We start from the raw sequence: 20120 nt of genomic DNA, 5'->3' as shown, positions 1-20120 counted from the left end.
CGCCCTGTCATCCTGAGCCATAGCGAAGGACCTTGATGGCGAACAGCAGTTTTTCAGGCTAAAAGCATACCGTTTTTCTTTCGGTTATAAACAAAAAAAGTCCCGCCGGATACCCAGCGTGACTTTTTTAAGCAAAAACGATAGCGTTTTTATTCTACGATCAGTTTGCGGGTAGCCACATTTCCTTCAGAAGCAATCTTCAGGATGTAGATACCTTTAGCTGTACCATTCAAGTTTAATTGGGTAGTTCCGGAGTTGTTGGTTACGGTTTGCTGTTTTACCAGTTTGCCGGTCAGGTCCATTACTTCTACTGAGTAATTTCTGGTTGTAGTTGGTACTTTCAGGTTGAACAGGCCGTTAGACGGGTTCGGGAATACCACTACATTGCTTTGCAGGATGTTCTCTTTTATACCGGTTGGGCCAGCGATCCGCTGCACCATGATATTGTCGATCAGGTTGGCTGTGCCGTTTCCGTTGGCATATTCTTCTTTTACGCTGCTTTCCAGGCCAATTTCAATGGTTGGGTTGCCCAGGAACGAAGAAATGTCCAGTTTCACATGGGTCCATGGTGCACCGGCGGAGCCATAACCACCAAACGGAGGGTTGTAAGTGCCGCCGATCTGTTGGCCATTTACAGTTACCCGGAAGTTGGTGTTGTAATGGGTAGTTTTATAGAGCTGCTTCAGATCAAATTCCAGGAAAAGGGTATCATTTGGTTGGCCGGCTAGTGGCGTAAAGCACAGGTAAGTAGCCGAGAAATGATCCGGATTGCTTGTCCATGGAGCTATGGTGCCACTTGGTACTACCCAGGCTGTATTAATTACTCCATCCATGATCATGCCTTTGGTAGAACCGGTTCCGGTAGCTGCGGCAGTGCTTTCTTTAATATTAGATCTGGCATTGGTTACCACGCGCATAGCATTTAACCCGGAAGCAGGCACTTCAAAATTGATGTTAACCGGGCCGGCTGGCATCAGAGAATTTGCTACCATTAACGTGTCAGCATCATTAGTCGGGTCAGCATCTCCCGGGAATTGGGTGGCGGCAACAATGGTATATGGGCCGGCAGTAGCCAGATTAGCTGTTTGCGTGAATACAAGCGTATCGGTAGCATTTGGAGCCAATGTGCCTGAATAGGTTTGGCTTACAGGTGTGCCATTATTAATAGAATACATTACCAGAATGCTGGTTTGCGTATTCGTGCCATAATTTTTAATGGTTACGGTAATGGTTTCCTGAGCAGTCAGACCGCAGCCGGATACTGGTCCGGTTATAGCGATAATGCCTACGTTGTTCGGGTTAAGGGTAAATTCATAAGCCCCTAAATCCGGCGCAGTGGTGCTGCGTGGGTTGCCCAGAATATCGTCTGTAACGCTTGCGAGTGGTGTGCCAATATTATTTACAGCAACTGATGTAGGCTGCAGATCGCCGGTGGCTGGGCTAGAGAAAATAGGGTCAGCCGAAATAGAGTTTGCATCCTGCGAGCTTGCAGTCTGCCAATCGGATAAGGTTGCTTTCGCACCTGAATAATAACCTACGTTTGCACCGTTGGTAGCATACAGATCGTTGTTGTTGCTGGTGATGGCAGAAGTTGTAACGCCGTAATAAACCGCATACTTGGTTCCTGAAACCCCGCCATCGATCGAAATGATGTTGTTCTGGAACTTCATGTTGGTAGCTGCCGTGGTCTGGTAGAAACCGTAAACCGTTCCGGTATTAACTGTATTTCTCAGGTCAACAGTATTGTGGAAGAAGTAAGTACCATCAGCGCTGGCACTGTATAAAGCATACGTAGTACCGGTGTTGTTGAAGTCGTAAAGCACATTGTTTTTGATAACGGCTTCAGCACCGGCCGGGGAATCTCCGTAATAGTTGTAGATACCATAGATCGTTGAGCCACCAATGCCGTGAATGCGGTTTTTGCTGATGGTGTTGCTCTGAGAATAACCGTTATACAAACAGTAGAAGGTTGTTCCATCGTTACGGCCTAAGCGGCTGATATCGTTGCCTTCAACCAGCATGGTACCGGTGTAGTACAGATAAATACCATAGTAGTAAGCATCTTTTATCTGGTTACCAGTGATCTGGTTGCCAGCCGAAGTTGCCGAGGTTGAAGTGCCGTTCATCCGGATACCATAGTAACCTCCGTTAATGGTGTTGTTCTGGATCTTGGAGTTGTTGGTATGGTTGCCGTAAGTAGAATACGTGATGCCGGTGCCAATACCAATAAAGTTGGTGCTGGTAGAGTTGGTTGGCATGTTAATGGTGCAGTTCGAGATCGTGTTGTTGTCCGCTGCATTCAAGAACTGAACACCCCAACCCGCAGTTGCTGCTGCATCCAGGGTTATCACGAAGTTGTTAACTTTTACATACGTACCACCATCGAAGGTTACAGCACCCAGGTTGCCGCCGGTTGGGTTGGCCGAAATGGTATTGCCGCTGCCTTCAAAAGTAACGGTATTGGTAGCGTTAACGCCGCTTATTGCACCAATGATCATTTGCTCATTGTACGGACCTGAATTAGGAGCTACTGTAAAAGTAACCGGGCCGCTAACGCCGCAGCTTGTTACCCTGGCAACTGCATCTGCAAGGCTCTGGAAGTTGGTACCCCCTGTAGGGTTGTTTTTGTTAATTGTATAGTTTCCGGCCAGAGCGGAGCAGGAAATTACCGGAGTCGCAAAGCAATCGTTGCCTGGGTTTCCGTCGGTAGCGTTGTTCGGGTTAGATGCACAAACGTCTAAAATATAACTACCAGTAGCGAAAGAATAGTTACCAATAGTAACATTTGCAGTTGCATTGTTTACAAGGCTGCCGGTCCAGTTAAAAGTAACGGTTTGGGTAGCTGAACCGGTAATGTTCGCTGTAATTGTAGCGCTGGTCAGCACGTTCATGCCAAAGTTCTTAATGGTAACCTGAATTGGCTGGTTAACGCCCGGCTGTACCGGCGACGTTGGTGTAATTATAGCAATAATGCCGGCATCGTTGGCAGCAGGAGTAAACTCATGAGCGCCCGGGTCCGGATTGCTAGTGCTGCGGGTAGCGCCGGTAATATCGTCGGTTACGGCCGGAGTTAAGGCTGTGCCAATACCGTTTACAGTAGAGTTGGTTGGTTTCAGGTCACCGGTTGTCAGGTTTGTAAACATTGGATCAACAGAAACGGAGTTTGCATCCTGAGAGCTTGCAGTCTGCCAATCAGCTAAGGTTGCTTTTGCACCTGAATAATAACCTACATTTGTACCGTTGGTAGCATACAGGTCGTTGTTGTTGCTGGTGATGGCAGAAGTTGTAACGCCGTAATAAACCGCATATTTGGTTCCTGAAACCCCGCCATCAATTGAGATGATGTTGTTCTGGAACTTCATGTTGGTAGCTGCCGTGGTCTGGTAGAAACCGTAAACCGTTCCGGTATTAACCGTATTTCTCAGGTCAACGGTATTGTGGAAGAAATAAGTACCATCAGCGCTGGCACTGTATAAAGCATACGTAGTACCGGTGTTGTTGAAGTCGTAAAGCACATTGTTTTTGATAACAGCTTCAGCACCGGCCGGGGAATCTCCGTAATAGTTGTAGATACCATAGATCGTTGAGCCGCCAATACCGTGAATGCGGTTTTTGCTGATGGTGTTGCTCTGAGAATAACCGTTATACAAACAGTAGAAGGTTGTTCCATCGTTACGGCCTAAGCGGCTGATATCGTTGCCTTCAACCAGCATGGTACCGGTGTAGTACAGATAAATACCATAGTAGTAAGCATCTTTTATCTGGTTACCAGTGATCTGGTTACCAGCCGAAGTTGCCGAGGTTGAAGTACCGTTCATCCGGATACCATAGTAGCCTCCGTTAATGGTGTTGTTCTGGATCTTGGAGTTGTTGGTATGGTTGCCGTAAGTAGAATACGTGATGCCGGTGCCAATACCAATAAAGTTGGTGCTGGTAGAGTTGGTTGGTAGGTTAATGGTGCAGTTCGAGATCGTGTTGTTATCAGCTGCATTTAAGAACTGAACACCCCAGCCCGCAGTTGCAGTAGAATCTAACGTGATCACCAGGTTATCGAACTTTACAAAATCAGCGCCATCCAGGGTAATAGCGCCCAGGTTGCCGGTTGGGTTGGCCGTAATGGTATTGCCATTGCCATTAAAAGTAACGGTGTTGGTAGCGTTTACCCCATTAATTTCACCGAGATTGATCTGTTCATTGTAAGGGCCTGTACCACTAACTACGTTGAATACTACTGGGCCAGAAATACCGCAGCTGTTCAAACCTTGTAATGCTGAAGCAAAGCTCGTGAAGTTGGTAGCCGTAGCAGGTGCATTCTGGTTTATAGTATAAGTACCGGTCAGGGCGTTGCAGGCAATGATGGTGGTTGTAAGCGTATCGTTAAAATGATTGCCATCCGTCAGGCCGTTTGGCAAGTTGGTCCAGGTTTTAACGGCATGCGTTCCATTGGTAAAATTGTGAGTGCCGATGGTAATAGGGGAGCTGCTGGCATTAGGAGCAAGGTTTCCTGTCCAGGCGTAAGGGGTGCCGGTGGTAGTACCTACTTTCCAGCCGATCTGTGCACTGGTTAAAGGAGCTGTACCATAATTTTTAATGGTAACCTGAATAGGTTGAGAACCTGGAGCCGTTGGGCTTACTGGTGCATTAAGAGCAGTAACGCCTCCATCATTCGGAGATGGCATATAAGGCAACATAACGTTCCAGGTAGTGGCAATTTCAGCTGCAGTAAGTGCTCGGTTATAAAGTCTGAATTCGTCTAATAAGCCACCGGTTGGTAAACCATTGTTGCTTGGATAACCGCCCACATAAAACGGGCCTGCACCGCTAAAATTCACAGCAGTTTGGGTAGAAGTACTGTTCAGGACGCCGTTAACGTAGGCTTTAATGTTGCCGGCCGTAGCATCATGAACATAATGAATAACTACCGGGTTGGTGCCAATTACATTTGCCATATCCATAGCTGTAATGCCGCCGCCTACCAGTCTGATTCCTCCTGCGCCGGCTACACCTCCTGTAAATGCCCGCAGGCTGGAGGTGTTCACGTCGCCAAAGAAATATTGAAGCGTAGTAGAAGAGGGAATGTTGTGTAACCACATAGAAATGGTCCAGCTGCCTGCTCCCAGGTTTGGCGCCCAGCCGGTATTTACGGAGTTAGAAGCCGTAGTGCCCCCGTTTCCGACTAATGCCGTACCGTACTGACCAGTTCCGCCAATAGTTGCACCTGTTAGAGGGGCTGGATTGGTTCCTGCCGGCGTACTTGCAAAGTTCTGAGTTGTAGTTCCGGGAGTGTCGAACTTGTAATACATGAGCTCGGGTAAACCCTGAGCATGCGAAGCTGGGGTAATAAAATACCCCCATACGCTTAAGATTAGGAATAATAAAGGAGTTAGTTTTAACCGCATAAATGAGAGAGTTTAGGTGGGTTGAAGATTAAGATTATGAGGCGTTAAAGCCTAAAGTTTATAATTTATTTTTGTTTAAAACCAAAAATTATATGTTAGTCGGGCCGGGTTTTTAGTTAACATGTTGTAGTGATTGGTGAAGTGCAACAGATTGATATTCTGATACTTTTGGTAAATTATTGATAAAAGCTATGATTTTTTATTGAAACAGCGTAGTTAGTTTGAGTCAGATTTTCTTCAGTTTTTCTTTATTAATGGTGCCAGCCAAGTTCATATTCGGAGTAAGTTCTGGTGTTACTTTTGGCCGGCAAAAGCATAGCGTTTTGGGCTGCTAAAGACTTTTTACTCTCAAAATCCTACCGTTTTTGAGCCAGGTAGAAATAAAAAAAAGCCCCGAAGTATTTTCGGGGCTTTTTGAGTTTTAGCATCTGAAACGATAGCGTTTTTATTCTACAATCAGTTTGCGGGTTGCTACATTTCCTTCAGAAGCGATCTTCAGGATGTAGATACCTTTGGCTGTACCGTTCAGGTTTAATTGGGTAGTACCAGCGTTGTTGGTTACGGTTTGCTGTTTTACCAGTTTACCGGTCAGGTCCATCACTTCTACTGAATAATTGCGGGTAGTAGTTGGTACTTTCAAGTTAAACAGGCCGTTAGACGGGTTCGGGAATACTACTACATTGCTTTGCAGAATGTTCTCTTTTACGCCAGTTGGGCCTGCTACAGTACGGATTCTGATATTGTCGATCAGGTTAGCAGTACCAGTACCGTTCTGATAGCCTTCGCGTACGCTGCTACCGAAGCCGATCTGGATCACGCCGGTATTTTTGTACGGAGTCAGGTCTACTCTGATAGATTTCCACTGTGCACCTAATGAATCGTAACCACCGAAAGGAGGGTTCAGCGTGTTTTTCAGTTTGCCATTCTCATAAACCGGAACTTGTTTGCCGTTAACTGTAACGCGGAAGTTGGTGTTGTAATGAGTGGTTTTGAAAAGCTGCTTCAGGTCGAAAGTCATAACGATCGAGTCATTACCACTAGCTGTTGCATCTAAACACATTCTGATAGCAGAGTAGAAATCAGGGTTGCTGGTCCAAGGGTCAGTGATACCAACTGGAACTTCCCAGCTTGAGTTATCAATGCCTTCCATGATCATACCTTTGGTAGAACCAGTGCCTTTGCTTGCTGCAGCTGCCTCTGTTACCATAGAGTATTTGTTCGTAACTACTACAGTTGCATCCAGGCCACCCAGCGGAGTTTCAAAGTCCAGCGTAACCGGCATGCTAGGCAATAATGCGTTAGCTACAGTTAAAGTAGTTGCGTTGTTGGTCGGATCAGTATCAGTACTCAGGTTTGTGGATCCTTCAATGTCGTAAGTACCGCGGGCTGCTAAGTTGGCTTTAGTAGTAAAGGTGTGCGTAGCGCTTCCGTTCGGAGGCAGGGTACCGGTCCAGGTGCCTGTGCCAATTGTAGTGCCGTTTACTTTATAAGAAACCGGAATAGAAGTTTGGGTGTTCGAGCCGAAGTTCTTAATAGTAACAGTAACGGTTTCCTGTGAAGTCTGACCGCAGCCAGATACCGGACCAGAAACAGCAATTACAGCAACATCATTAGGTGGTACGGTGAATTCGTAAGCCCCTGGGTCTGGAGTAGTAGTGCTGCGAACGGCGCCTAAAATATCATCTGCCACACCTTGTCCGCTGATACCAGCGTTATCAATAGCTACAGAGTTAGGGCGCAGGTTGCCGTTAGCCAGGTTAATGAATAACGGATCGGCAGAAACACTCGCCTGATCGTAAGCATTGTTGTTAGCGGTTTTCCAGTCAGCTAAAGTAGCTTTTGCTGATGAATGATAACCTACGTTGCCACCAACTACATGCAGGTTGTTGCCATTGCTTACCAGGGAAATAGTAGAGGAAGCTAAATAGATACCATATTTGTTGCCGGTAGTACCAGCATTGATGGTCACGTTGTTGTTGATGAACTTCACGTTGGTAGAAGCCGAACCGAAGTACATACCATATAGGGTACCGGAACCAGTATATTGCGGGTTATACAATGCTACTGTATTATGGATGTAGTGAGTGCCGTTACCGCCGCTATTGTAAAATGCGTAAGCAGCGCCCTGGTCTGGTACAATGTTGTAGATCGCATTGTTTTTCACAACGTTCTCAGAGCCTACACTAGAACCGGCTGAAATATAAATACCATATACGTATCCAGTCTGCGCGCTTGCTACATCATGTGTATTGTGGATGCGGTTCTTGCTGATGGTGTTTCCGGTAGAAGCGGTTGAGAAATACATACCATACATATAGCTGCCATTGGTACGGGTAGAGCGGCTGATGTCGTTACCTTCTATCAGGTTGTTAGAACCGTAATAGAAATACATACCATAATAGTAAGGGTCTCTGATCTGGTTGTTTATGTATTGGTTGTTGCTGACCGGAGTAGCTGAGCTACCATAGTTGTAAACACCGTAGTAACCACCTTTAATAATGTTGTTCTGGAATACGTTGTTGGTGTTCGCGCCGGTGTTTAACTGGATACCATACGATGTGCTGGTAGTAGTAGTGCTCAGGGAAACAGTATTGCCAACAAAGTTGTTGAACTGCGCACCATTGGTTAAATAGATACCAGAACCGTTCAGTGAGTTAGGGTCAGCGTTAAGGATCAGGTTGTTGAAACGCATGTATTTAGTACCGCTCAGCTTGATCATGCCATCGGTGCTGGCAAGACCGCTGGTAAGGATGTTGCCATTACCGTTAAAAGTAACAGTGTTGGTGGCGCTGGTGTTCGGAATGCTTCCGATCGAGATCTTTTCGTTGTAAGGGCCGCTGCCGGCAACTACGTTAAATACTACCGGTCCGGAAATGCCGCAGCTGCTGATTGCCTGAACCGCAGAGCTAAAGCTGGTGAAGTTGGTGGCGGTTGCCGCAGTATTTTTATTAATAGTATAAGTACCGGTTAAAGCGTTACAGGAAATAACGGAAACGGTAGTTGTGTCATTGTAGATCAGACCATCGGTCACGCCGTTCGGAGATTGGGTCCATGATTTAATGGTAAAAGTTCCGGCAGGGAAAGTATGGCTGCCAATGTTGATCGGAGCAGAAGAAGCGTTCAGAGCCAGTGGCGTAGTGAACGTATGCGCTATGGTTGTAACCGGACCGTTATTTACACGGAAACCAATTGTAGCAGAAGTCAGCGGAGAAGTTCCGTAGTTTTTCACCGTTACTGTTACCGGAGTAGAAACACCCGGAGTAATTGGCGTAGTTGGTGTGTTGATCACAGAAACGCCAGCATCGTTTGCCGGAGTGTTGTAAATAGAGAAGTTATCGAAAGCAAAACCATCATAACTGTTTACGCTGCCATCCGAACCGAATGCAAAACGCAAACGAACGTTAGACTGACCACCTAAACCAGTTAAAACGTGCTTTGCAGTTACCCACATGCCTGGGCCAACACCAGCCCAACCAATAGACTGACCGCCAACGCGGTTATCCAGCGAGTTGTCGGTGTACCAGTTATTCGGGTCGCCAAAGGCACCAACCACTTGCCAGGTAGCGCCATTGTCGATAGAAGATTGCAGTACCGTTCCGTCCCAGCTGGCTTCACTGTTCCACCAGATCTTCATTTCAACTACCGGCAATAGTAAGCCTGATAGGTTAAAGCATGGTGAAATTACATAAGAATCTTCGGCGTTGTTGTAGTTACCGGTTAAGTTAGTAGCCCAGGCTTTTGTGCCGCCGCCTGCACCAGTAATAATAGCTTTGGCAGGAGTGCCTAAAGCCCAGGAGCTATTGGCTCCGGATGTGGTCCAGTTGTGATTTGTTCCTTCAAATCCTTCGAAGTAAGGAAATGTTGTAATGGTAGTAGTACAGGCTTGCCCCCAAGCGGTTCCTACCAACATCCACAGAAAAAGTGATAGCGGTAAAAGTTTTTTCATTTAACCAGAAATTAAAGTGATAAGAATGATTGTTCGCTCAATTTAAGGTTTCTATAATAAAAACCAAAACCTAAGCAACTAATTCTAAAGGTTTTTTAGTGAAAATAGCATATCACAAGGTTAATGAGTTTTGTGAAAAATGTTATAATCTTAAATAACCTTATTCAATCTTTGTTTATTTTTTGGTCGGCAAAAAGCTTGCAAAAGCACGCCTTGTTTTCGGGAATTAATTGTGATTTACTGAATATCGTTGAATTTTTCAGGGTTGCGATTCAAATTCGTGATCACTTTCTGAGCGCGTCTGAAATTGCTCCGGAATAATAGAAAGCTAAACCGAATGAATATTTATAAAATTTTTTTGGCTGAAAGCAGCAGATAATTGTGCAAAGCTTCTTGGCTGACTTTTTTGAACTGAAACCCTACCGCTTTAATTACTTTTTGTAAAAAACGGTAGGGTTTTTTGGTAAAAAAGGAAACCCGCCGTAACTTGCAACTGTTTATACTGAGTCTAAATAAGAATAAGCGGCTGTGCAGAGAGAAGAAAAAAGCGTTCGGGATTTAAAGATCGGGGAAACAGGTACCATTTGCTGCCTGAAAGATCCGGAAATGGGTTTGAAATTACTCGAAATGGGTTGTATTCCGGGTACGCAGGTAAAACTGAACAGCCGCGCACCACTTGGCGACCCGATCACGATTATAGTGAACGATTATACGCTTTCCATACGTTTAGACGAAGCAGAAACTATTCTGCTGAAAGCTTAGCAATGCCTGAAGTACTTATTTCACCGGAAGAAAAGCAGGGTGTAAAAACCTCCTCAGCTGAGCGCATTGCTAAAATTGCGCTTATTGGTAATCCTAATTCAGGCAAAACCTCCTTGTTTAACCAACTCACCGGTTTAAACCAGAAAGTTGGTAATTTCCCCGGCGTTACCGTCGATAAAAAGACCGGCATCAGCCAGCTAACGCCCAATCTTAAGGCGCAAATCATTGACCTTCCCGGCACCTATTCGCTTTACCCGAAATCGCTGGACGAAGCGGTTATCATCGATCTGCTTTACAATAAGAAATCGGAATTTTATCCGGATCTCATCATTGTAACCGCCGATGCCTCTAACTTAAAACGAAACTTACTGCTTTACACCCAGCTTTCCGACCTAGGCATTCCGCTGGTTCTGGCGCTGAACATGATGGACGTAGCGGAAACGCACGGCGTAAAAATCGACGTTCCGCAACTACAGCAAGACCTGGGCGTGCCGGTTATTCCCATGAATGCCCGGAAAGGAATTGGCATTGCGGCGTTAAAAATTCTGGCTTCGCAGGAGCTTGCGGCTGTAAATCAGTCTTTCTATAAAATTCCGGAAGCGCAACTTACGCTGGTGCGCCAGATCCGATATTATTTCGAGCTCAAGAACGATTACCTGGCGCTGCATTACGCGCATCAATACAAAAAACTAAGCTTCCTTACCGACGACGATAAAAACTACATTGAAGACCTGCTGAAGGAAAATAAGTTTGATTCCAACACGCTGCAGGCCACCGAAACCATTGAGCGCTACACCGTTATTAACGAACTGCTGCTCGACTCGGTCCGCGTGATTAAAGCCGAAACAAACGAAAAATTCAGCAATAAATTAGATAAGATCTTAACCCACAAAGTTTTCGGTTACCTGATCTTCTTTGCCGTACTGTTCCTCATGTTCCAGGCTATTTTCGCCTGGGCCAGTTACCCGATGGACCTGATAGACAGTGGAGTTGGAGCTTTGAACGGCCTCATTCACGAACACTTTTCCGGACCTTTAGTAGATCTGTTAACCGATGGTATTATTGCCGGCCTCGGCGGGATTCTGATCTTTATTCCGCAGATTGCCATTTTGTTTGCTTTCATTGCCATTCTGGAAGAAACCGGTTACATGGCCCGCGTCACGTTCATGATGGACAAGATCATGCGCAAATTCGGGCTGAACGGGAAAAGCGTAGTTCCTTTAATTTCAGGTGCAGCTTGCGCGGTTCCGGCCATTATGAGTACGCGCACGATAGACAACTGGAAAGACCGGATGATTACCATTTTCGTGACGCCGCTCATGAGTTGCTCCGCCCGCATTCCGATCTATACCGTAATTATTGCTTTAGTCGTTCCGGAAAAATATTACCTCGGTTTCCTGAATTTACAGGGAATTGCCTTGATGGGAATGTACCTGCTTGGTTTTGTGGCGGCATTATTATCGGCCATGGCGCTGAAATTCTTCCTGAAAACCAAAGAGCGGAGTTTCTTCATCATGGAATTCCCGACCTACAAAATGCCGCGTTGGAAAAACGTAGGTTTAACTATTGTAGAGAAAGTAAAAGCCTTCGTTTTCGAAGCTGGTAAAGTAATCATGGCGATCTCCATTATTCTGTGGGTTGCAGCCAGTTACGGCCCTGGAAACGCTATGGAAAACGCCGAAAAAACTGCCGTAGCCGAAGCCCAGAAACTGAACTTATCGGAAGCCGAAACGGAAAACAAAATTGCCTCGCTTAAACTCGAATCTTCCTACGCCGGCCATTTCGGTCACTTCATAGAACCAGCCATCCGGCCAATGGGCTACGACTGGAAAATCGGCATTGCCCTGCTTACATCTTTTGCCGCCCGCGAAGTTTTTGTAGGCACCATGGCTACCATTTACAGCGTAGGCGCCGACGAAGAAGAAGCCACCATTCAGCAGAAACTAGCCATGGAAAAAGATGAAAAAGGGCAACCATTCTTCAATCCAGCCCGTGGTTTTTCATTGTTGATCTTCTACGCGTTTGCTATGCAATGCATGAGCACCATAGCTGTAGTTTATCGCGAAACCAAAGGCTGGAAATGGCCGATTCTGCAGGCACTGTATATGACGGGTCTGGCGTATTTGTCTGCCTGGGCGGTTTATAGCTGGCTGTCTTAACCCCACCCAGCCCTTTCCTGAATCAGCTGTTTTTTTATTTGAAGGTCATCCCGAGCGTTAGCCGAGGGAACTTATCAGGCCGCAATTCTGAGTTTTTCAGGCTAAAGGGATAGTGTTTATTAATTTAGAAATTAAGGCCAGAGGTTTTTATCGGATAACGTAGCAACCACCCCTGAACCCCTCCTTGAAAAGGAGGGGAGCTTTTGCTTGCCTGCTTCATTTGACTTTTTGTGCTAGAATGAATAGCGTTCTGCTGCTTTCTACAAAGCCCTGCCGCTATGAATTTGGTACTTAGCAGCTCCCCTCCTTTTCAAGGAGGGGTTCGGGGATGGTTAATTTTTCAAACCCCTTTATAAATTAAAAACACCGCCGGAATTTTATGCAGGTCGGGTAGTTTTTGCTTCCATTCCGCTACCGTTTTGGTTTGCAGGAATTCGTCTTTGCCAGTAATGTTGGCAGCAATGCACAAACGCGTTCCGGGGCTTAAAGTATTCATCAGATCGGAGAGAAGCTGGTTGTTGCGGTAAGGCGTTTCCATGAAAATTTGCGTCTGATCGCGCTTCAGCATTTCGGCTTCTAAGTTTCTGATGGCCTGAAACCGCTGCTTTTTATCGATGGGAATATAGCCATGGAACGCAAAACTTTGTCCGTTGAAGCCGGAGCCCATGAGCGCCAGCAAAATTGCGGAAGGCCCAACTAAGGGCACTACTTTTATGCCGGCCTGGTGCGCATATTTCGCCAGTTCCGCCCCCGGGTCGGCAATGCCTGGACAACCCGCTTCGGAAATGACGCCGCCATCTTTTCCTTCTAAAATGGGCTGCAAAGCTTTTTTCACTTCGGCGGCCGGCGTGTCTTTATCTACCACCGTAAACTGCAATTGCTCGATCACTTTTTCCTGGCAAATGCTTTTCACAAACCGTCTGGCCGTACGCGCATTTTCTACCAGGAAATAATCGAGGCTGGCTACCGTATTTATAACCTGCGGCGGAATTACAGCGGCAGCAGTGTCTTCGGCGAGAACGGTGGGGATGAGGTAGAGGGTGCCTTTGTTCAAAGTGAAGGAAGGTTTAATTCGGAAATTTTGAGTAAAAAAAACATTGCGTCATTCTCAGCTTGTCGAAGAAACTTATGGGGATTACAATGGAATTTTGAGCAACTGAGCGAAAAATTTCTTCCTTTGCTGATTCAGATATATGGCCCCATAGTTCCCTCGGCTAGCGCTCGGGATGATGCAATAATGTAATCCGAGCATTTGTGATGTTGACTATTTTATCCCAAAACGCTACCGTTTTCAGGTAAAAAAGTCTTATGTCTTGATACTTTGTCTAATATCTAATATCCAGATACCAACGTCTAAAAACCTACTTCACCAGCTTCAGGAAATTCATTACAATGTCGTAGAATTTATCCGGGGCTTCGGCGTGCACCCAGTGGCCCGCTTCTTCAATGGTTTCGATCTCTACGTTTGGGAAAAGGTGACAGATGCTGTCGAATTCGTCTTGTGGTTTGATATATTTCGATCTGCCGCCGCGGATGAATAAAGTTGGCTTCAGAAATGGAGAATCTGAGGTGATTTCACTGCCCATTTTTTCGATATTTTCATCTACCGCTTTCAGGTTCACGCGCCAGGCAAAGGAGTTGTCTTCCTTGCGGTACAGGTTTTTCATCAGGAACATCCGCACATCCGGTTCGTCTATGTAAGCTTTCAGTTGTTCATCGGCGTCGTTGCGGCTTTTTAAATTCGCCAGGTCTACCGATTTCAAACCTTCGATGATCTGGTCGTGGTGCACCGGGTAGGCTTTGGGTGCGATGTCTACCACAATTAAGCGTTCCAGCATTTCCGGGTTTTGCAGCGCGAAATTCATGGCTGCCTTGCCGCCCATGCTGTGCCCCATAATTATGGGGTTCTGCAGGTTTTCCTGTTTTACAAACTCCAGAATATCGTCGGCCATGAGCTGGTAATTAAACTCGTGGCTGTGTTCGGTGCGGCCGTGGTTGCGCATATCCACGAGGTAAACTTTATGCGTTTCGGAAAAGCGCTTGCCTAAGGTTTGCCAGTTATCGGAAGTGCCGAAAAGGCCGTGCATAATTACGAAAGGCTGGCCTTCGCCGAGGGTGCGGAAATGTAGTTTCATAAGCTCAGTTACTTTACTTGGATGCGTTCGGTTGCGCCGGTGGCTTTTGTGAGCTTCCCGAACGGTTCTAAATGCAGCCCAAAGTTCGCAAAAACTTCCAGAACTTCTGCCCGGTTTTCGGGTTCAACGGCCACCAGCAAACCGCCCGACGTTTGCGGATCGCAGAGGTAGTGTTTTTGTTCATCAGTTAAGGCGCCAACTTTGTGGCCGTAGCTGTCGAAGTTGCGGTTGGTGCCGCCGGGAATGGCTTTCTGCAAACGGTATTGTTCAGCTTCCGGAATCTTCGGCACTTTGTTGAATTCAATTTCCGCGTTCAGGTTACTGCCTTCGCACATTTCTGCCAGGTGGCCCAAAAGTCCGAAACCGGTTACGTCCGTCAATGCTTTTACGCTGTTGAGTTTGCCTAATTCTGCGCCAATTTTATTCAGCTGCATCATTTGCTGAGGGGCAATTTGTACGTGTTCCGGCTGCAGGATTCCTTTTTTCTGCGCCGTGGTTAAAATGCCTACGCCGAGCGGTTTGGTTAAGTAAAGTTCGCAGCCTTCGGTAGCCGTATTGTTCTGCTTCAGGTTTTCAATAGCTACCATACCGGTTACGGCCAAGCCAAAAATAGGCTCCGGTGAATCGATGGAATGACCGCCAGCCAACGGAATTCCGGCCTGGTGGCACAAATGGCGGCTACCTTCAATTACGCGTTTTGCCACTTCCGGTGCCAGTTTGTCTACCGGCCAACCCAGCACCGCAATCGCCATCAACGGTTTTCCGCCCATTGCATACACATCCGAAATAGCATTCGCCGATGCGATCTGCCCGAAATCAAACGCATCGTCCACGATCGGCATGAAAAAATCGGTGGTAGAAATGATGGCTTGCCCGTTGCCGATATTATAAACCGCCGCATCGTCGCACGAATCGTTGCCAACCAACAAGTTCTTATCCTTCGGGATTTCGATGGCGGAATGCAGAATCTGGTCGAGCACTTTCGGGGAGATCTTGCAGCCGCAACCCGCGCCGTGGCTGTATTGGGTAAGTTTTATTTCGGTTATTTCGTGGTCGGTCATCTTCTTAAATTATTGCGTTTGTCCCCCTTCGGAGGGGGTAGGGGGATGATTTTTACTTTTGTTGATTTTTACGTTATGCAAAACTCTCCCCTTGAGGGGAGCCGGGGGGGGATCGTGTGTAGAGAAACACCCCTCTAACTCCCCTCAAGGGGAGAATCTTCGTAATACGAATCTTCAATAAAGTGTTCCTCCCCCAACCCCTCCAAAGGGGGACTTTTCTTTATTTTGACTTTTTCAGCTCTAAAGCATACCGTTTTTCTTCGCCGACTGCAGCACAATCTCCGCATTTTTAGCTGCATTCGTAGTTTCCAGCGGTACGTTTATGATCCGGATATTTTCTTTGTGATCCAGCTCGAACTGATAGGCTTTATCGTAGTAAACCAAGGCGATCTCCACCATTTTCTCCATATCGCCAGCTTCAATGGCGGCTAAGGCTTCCTGGTATGCCAAACCGCCGAGGCGCTTTTTGATTTTATGAATTGCTTCGGCCAGTACTTCCTTTTCAACCTGACAATATTCTTCGGCCAGTTTCCGAACGCGGATTTCCCGTGGAACATCGAGTTTTAAAACCGGCGCGGCGCGCATCTGTTCGTGGAAAGGTTTGGGCACGTTCACTTTGCCGATGCTCACGCTTTCATCTTCGAGCCAGGTGGTTTTGTTGCGGTCTAAAGCGGCCAGTTCCAATGCCAGATCATTCTCAAATTGCTCGATGGTTCCTTGCGGTGACATGCCAATGTTGCCGAACGCAGAGCCTTTGTGATTCGCCAGTTTTTCGAGGTCAATCACCGGTTCGCCAAGTTTTTGTAATTCCTGCAGAATTTCGGTTTTGCCGCTACCGGTGGCGCCGCCGATTAAAAGCATTGGGTAGGTTTTCTCGAATTGCTCCAGCACAAAATGGCGGTAACTTTTGTAGCCGAAATCAAGCAAATGAACGTTGAAACCGGCCAGATCTAAAAGCCAGGCCACGCTTTGGCTGCGCATGCCGCCGCGCCAGCAATGCAGCAAAACTTCTTTTTCCGGCGCCAGCTTTTTGGCTTGCTTCACCATCGTGCTCATGTTCGGACCAAAGAAATCCAGCCCCAGCAAAACGGCTTTTTCCTGCGAAATTTGCTTGTAAGCCGTGCCGATCTGGTGGCGTTGTTCATCCGAAAAAAGCGGAAAACTCTTCGCACCCGGAATATGGCCGGCCGCAAATTCTTTCGGCGAACGGATATCCAGCAGCGGCAGGTTTTCTTTGAGTTGAAGTACTTCGGAAATGGGAATTCTATTGATCAAAATTTTCTAACTGACGAAGGTAAAGCTGAATGGTATTTTCCAGGCCGTAGTAAAGCGCATCGCAGATCAGGGCGTGGCCGATAGAAACTTCGAGCAAGCCCGGTAAATGCTGGTGCAGGTATTTCAGATTGTCGAGGTCCAGATCGTGGCCGGCGTTTAAACCGAGGCCGAGTTTTTGAGCCAAAAGTGCTACCGTTTTGTAAGGTCCAATGGCGGCTTCGCGGTTTTTGAGATAGTTGCTGGCGTAGGCTTCGGTGTAGAGTTCAATGCGGTCGGTACCGGTTTCTTTGGCGGCTTCCACCATTTCGGCAACCGGGTCTACAAAAATAGAAACGCGCATGCCTAAGTCCTGAAGTTCTTTAATAGTAAGTTTCAGAAAAGCCTGGTGTTTTACGGTATCCCAGCCGGCGTTGGAGGTGATGGCGTCGGGGGCATCGGGCACTAAGGTTACCTGTTCGGGTTTTACTTTTTTTACCAGCTCCAGGAAATCCGGGGTAGGGTTGCCTTCAATGTTGAATTCGGTAGTAACTACTTTTTTCAGGTCGAAAACGTCCTGGTAGCGAATGTGGCGTTCGTCGGGGCGTGGATGCACGGTAATTCCCTGGGCGCCGAAACGTTCGCAATCCAGCGCTACTTTTACCAGATCAGGATTGTTGCCGCCGCGCGCGTTCCGGATGGTGGCAATTTTGTTTATATTTACGCTCAGTTTGGTCATTGTTTCGATTGTTCGATGGTTCGAAGTTCGATTGTTCGACAAGGTTCATATTAATTATTCTTTTTTTACATCGAATAATCAAATATCGAACAGTCTAAAAATCGAAACCAAAAATACGGCCTTTTATTTATATCTTTCATGGCTTTCTCCGTACTTTCCCAAACGGTAGGGTTTTTGGCCAAAAAAGTGTTAAAATGGCTTACTGGCTGAATTGTTACATTGTTTAAAATTAAATGATCTGAGAGGCGGAATTTGATCTATTTCCAAATCTTTAAATTCCCAAATTATAAAAACTATGAGCTTAAAAGAAAGAATTGAAGCCGATATTAAGCAAGCGATGCTGGCGAAAGATAAAGTGCGTTTACAGGCCCTGCGCAGCATAAAAAGCCAGATCATGCTGGCTGAAACCGAGAAAGGCGCTGCCGAAGCTTTAACCCCGGATGCGGAATTAAAACTGCTGAACAAAGCTGCCAAGCAACGTCGTGAATCGGCGGAAGTTTATAAAAAACAATACCGTTCGGACCTGGAAGAAGTGGAACTGGCGGAGCTGGCTGTAATTGAAGAATACCTGCCGGCGCAACTCGATGAAGGGGATCTGCGCATAAAATTATACGAAATTATTCAGCGGGTAGGCGCAACCGGACCTTCTGATTTAGGAAAAGTAATGGGCGTAGCCGCGCGCGAACTTTCCGGACAAGCCGACGGGAAAGCCATTTCCAACGCCGTAAACGCGCTTTTAAACAACACCGACGTTTAATTTCTGAACCGTTTTCAAACCTCACAGGTTTCTAAGATCTGTGAGGTTTATTTTGAATTTTTAAATTTTTCCTGCCTTGACTACTTTCGACTGGTTTCTGGCCGTGCCGATCGCCTACGGCGCATTTATGGGTTTCCGCAAAGGCTTGCTGCTGGAAATTGTTTCTTTGGTAGCGCTCATCATCGGGTTTTTAGGCGGCCTGAAGCTGCTGAACGCGGCCATTCCCGTAATGAAAAGCTTTGTGGGCGACGTGTTTGGTTTGCTGCCGCTGCTTACTTTTCTGGTGGTTTTTGTGCTCATAATTTTGGGCGTAAGAATGATAGGCATTTTGCTCAAAAAAGTCATCGGCCTTACGCCGCTGGGCCTTTTCGATAACGTTTTAGGAGCCGGCATCGGCGCGCTGAAATGGTGTATGGCGGTGGGTTTGCTGCTCTACGTTGCGCAAATGGCTGGCATCAGCATCGCGGAAAACGCTTCCAAAACTTCCGTAATTTATCCGTACGTGGTAAAAGCAACGCCGCTAGCTTTAGATCTGATCGGTTTTGTGCTGCCTTTTGCGAAAACATTGCTGAGTGTTTTGAAGGGATTGTTTTAAGCTGAAATTATTTCTTCAATCGCACTTTAAATTATCAAAATGCAAAAGCTAAAATCAGGTTTAGTCTTATTGATGATTGCTGGTTTTTCTGGTTGCCAGAATGAGGTTAAGCAAGAAACTATATCAAATCAAATTGAAAATCAACCTGAAATAGCTGATACTTCTTCAATAGTTCCTGAAAAGCGGATTGAATCAATTCCTGATTGGGTTTCGGAAAAGATGAAATCATTAAAGCTTGATGAACTTTATCAACTAGCGGATTTCGCCAAACCGAGTTTTATTGAAGGTAATTTTAATAACGATAACCTTAAAGATGTTGCAGCCTTAATTTTCAATAAGAAAACCTTTGAAAAAGGGCTCTTAATACTTCACAACGGAGCTAATAAAGAATATACAGTTTACGGGGCTGGAACAGAAATTCAAGGAATGAAAGACCTTGATTGGATTGAAATTTTCGAAAGGATACCATAAGGCGAAACTGTTGCTCAAACGTTAGTTGATGATAAGTCAGGAGATATTATTGGTCCTGATTCTTTAAACTCAGTAAAATTGAAAAATGATGCCATCTTTTTACACGTTGCTGAAGGTGGTGGTATTATATTTGGGGACAAGAATAAATATACTTGGCTGCACATCGAATAATTAATTCACATTGCTTCTCCTCCTTGATAACTTCGATTCCTTCACCTACAACCTGCGCGACTATTTCCAGCAATTAGGCCAGGAAGTATTGGTGCTGCGCAACGATGTATCTTTAGCCGAAATTCAAAGGCACAACTTCAACGGCATCATCCTTTCGCCCGGACCGGGAAAACCAGGCGAAGCCGGCGTTTTAATGGAAGTTATTCAGCATTATCACAACAAACTGCCCATTTTAGGCATCTGTTTAGGCCACCAGGCATTAGGCGAATTTTACGGCGCGAAACTGGAAAAAGCAAGCAAACCCATGCACGGCAAAGTTTCCGAAATAACCTGCGAAGACGATTCGTTGTTTAAAGACTTGCCCTGCAACATGCCGGTTACGCGCTATCATTCGTTATTGCTTTCTAATTTGCCGGAAACTTTAAAGCCGCTGGCGCAAACAAAAGCCGGCGAACTTATGGCTTTCCGGCACGTGGAACATTCGGTTTTTGCGGTGCAATTTCACCCGGAAGCCCTGCTTACTACGTATGGTTTGGATATACTCCGAAATTGGCTTAGTATTGCAGGATTGTCCGGTAAATTAGCCAAAAACGATATCGGATAAAGCTAAAAAACTGCCCATAATCTCCCTCCCCAGATTTAGAGGAGGGCAGGGGTGGGGTTAATATTTTCGA

The 20120-nt window shown here is 46.2% G+C and carries 13 protein-coding genes; 6 read left to right on the top strand and 7 right to left on the bottom strand.

The window, feature by feature from the left end; genetic code table 11:
- Positions 1-149 precede the first annotated feature (149 nt).
- Positions 150-5399: a T9SS type A sorting domain-containing protein gene (locus ACFPIB_RS08465; protein ID WP_378017003.1), complete on the bottom strand. Its 5250-nt coding sequence runs from the start codon at positions 5397-5399 to the stop codon at positions 150-152.
- Positions 5400-5844: 445 nt separating this feature from the next.
- On the bottom strand, positions 5845-9345 hold the full coding sequence (locus tag ACFPIB_RS08460; protein ID WP_378017002.1) for a T9SS type A sorting domain-containing protein: 3501 nt from the start codon (positions 9343-9345) through the stop codon (positions 5845-5847).
- Between the two features lie 528 nt (positions 9346-9873).
- On the opposite strand from ACFPIB_RS08460, the gene ACFPIB_RS08455 reads away from it, so the two are divergent.
- The gene (locus tag ACFPIB_RS08455; RefSeq protein ID WP_378017001.1) at positions 9874-10107 is read left to right on the top strand and encodes a FeoA family protein; all 234 of its coding nucleotides are present in this window, start codon (positions 9874-9876) and stop codon (positions 10105-10107) included.
- 2 nt (positions 10108-10109) lie between these two features.
- Complete coding sequence (gene feoB / locus ACFPIB_RS08450) at positions 10110-12266, top strand: ferrous iron transport protein B (RefSeq protein WP_378017000.1); 2157 nt, start codon at positions 10110-10112, stop codon at positions 12264-12266.
- A gap of 340 nt (positions 12267-12606) precedes the next feature.
- On the opposite strand, the gene ACFPIB_RS08445 is transcribed toward feoB, so the two are convergent.
- The 5 genes from ACFPIB_RS08445 to ACFPIB_RS08425 form a co-directional block, all read right to left on the bottom strand.
- Positions 12607-13320 carry an SAM-dependent methyltransferase gene (locus ACFPIB_RS08445; protein WP_378016999.1) on the bottom strand — a complete coding sequence of 238 codons (714 nt, stop codon included), beginning with the start codon at positions 13318-13320 and terminating at the stop codon, positions 12607-12609.
- 307 nt (positions 13321-13627) lie between these two features.
- Positions 13628-14401, bottom strand: coding sequence for an alpha/beta fold hydrolase (locus ACFPIB_RS08440; protein ID WP_378016998.1), 774 nt, complete (start codon positions 14399-14401; stop codon positions 13628-13630).
- Positions 14402-14409: 8 nt separating this feature from the next.
- A complete protein-coding gene (selD, locus tag ACFPIB_RS08435; protein WP_378016997.1) occupies positions 14410-15462 on the bottom strand; it encodes a selenide, water dikinase SelD in 1053 nt (350 codons plus the stop codon).
- A gap of 240 nt (positions 15463-15702) precedes the next feature.
- Positions 15703-16737 carry a tRNA 2-selenouridine(34) synthase MnmH gene (gene mnmH / locus ACFPIB_RS08430; protein WP_378016996.1) on the bottom strand — a complete coding sequence of 345 codons (1035 nt, stop codon included), beginning with the start codon at positions 16735-16737 and terminating at the stop codon, positions 15703-15705.
- Positions 16727-17452 (bottom strand): pyridoxine 5'-phosphate synthase, encoded by a 726-nt coding sequence (locus ACFPIB_RS08425; protein ID WP_378016995.1) that lies wholly within the window; start codon positions 17450-17452, stop codon positions 16727-16729. Before ACFPIB_RS08425 ends, mnmH begins: the two co-directional genes overlap by 11 nt.
- Positions 17453-17747: 295 nt before the next feature.
- Between ACFPIB_RS08425 and ACFPIB_RS08420 the strand changes: the two genes are divergently transcribed.
- The 4 genes from ACFPIB_RS08420 to ACFPIB_RS08405 all read left to right on the top strand — a co-directional run bounded on the left by ACFPIB_RS08420 (position 17748) and on the right by ACFPIB_RS08405 (position 20050).
- Entirely contained in the window at positions 17748-18209 is a 462-nt protein-coding gene (locus tag ACFPIB_RS08420; protein WP_378016994.1) for a GatB/YqeY domain-containing protein, read from the top strand.
- Between the two features lie 76 nt (positions 18210-18285).
- A complete protein-coding gene (locus tag ACFPIB_RS08415) occupies positions 18286-18804 on the top strand; it encodes a CvpA family protein (protein ID WP_378016993.1) in 519 nt (172 codons plus the stop codon).
- Between the two features lie 39 nt (positions 18805-18843).
- Complete coding sequence (locus ACFPIB_RS08410; RefSeq protein ID WP_378016992.1) at positions 18844-19275, top strand: hypothetical protein; 432 nt, start codon at positions 18844-18846, stop codon at positions 19273-19275.
- 181 nt (positions 19276-19456) lie between these two features.
- Positions 19457-20050: an anthranilate synthase component II gene (locus tag ACFPIB_RS08405; RefSeq protein WP_378016991.1), complete on the top strand. Its 594-nt coding sequence runs from the start codon at positions 19457-19459 to the stop codon at positions 20048-20050.
- Positions 20051-20120: the final 70 nt, after the last annotated feature.

The sequence above is a fragment of the Adhaeribacter terreus genome, from assembly GCF_042657365.1.
Lineage (GTDB): Bacteria > Bacteroidota > Bacteroidia > Cytophagales > Hymenobacteraceae > Adhaeribacter_A > Adhaeribacter_A terreus.
This window is presented reverse-complemented; position numbering and strand designations above follow the sequence as displayed.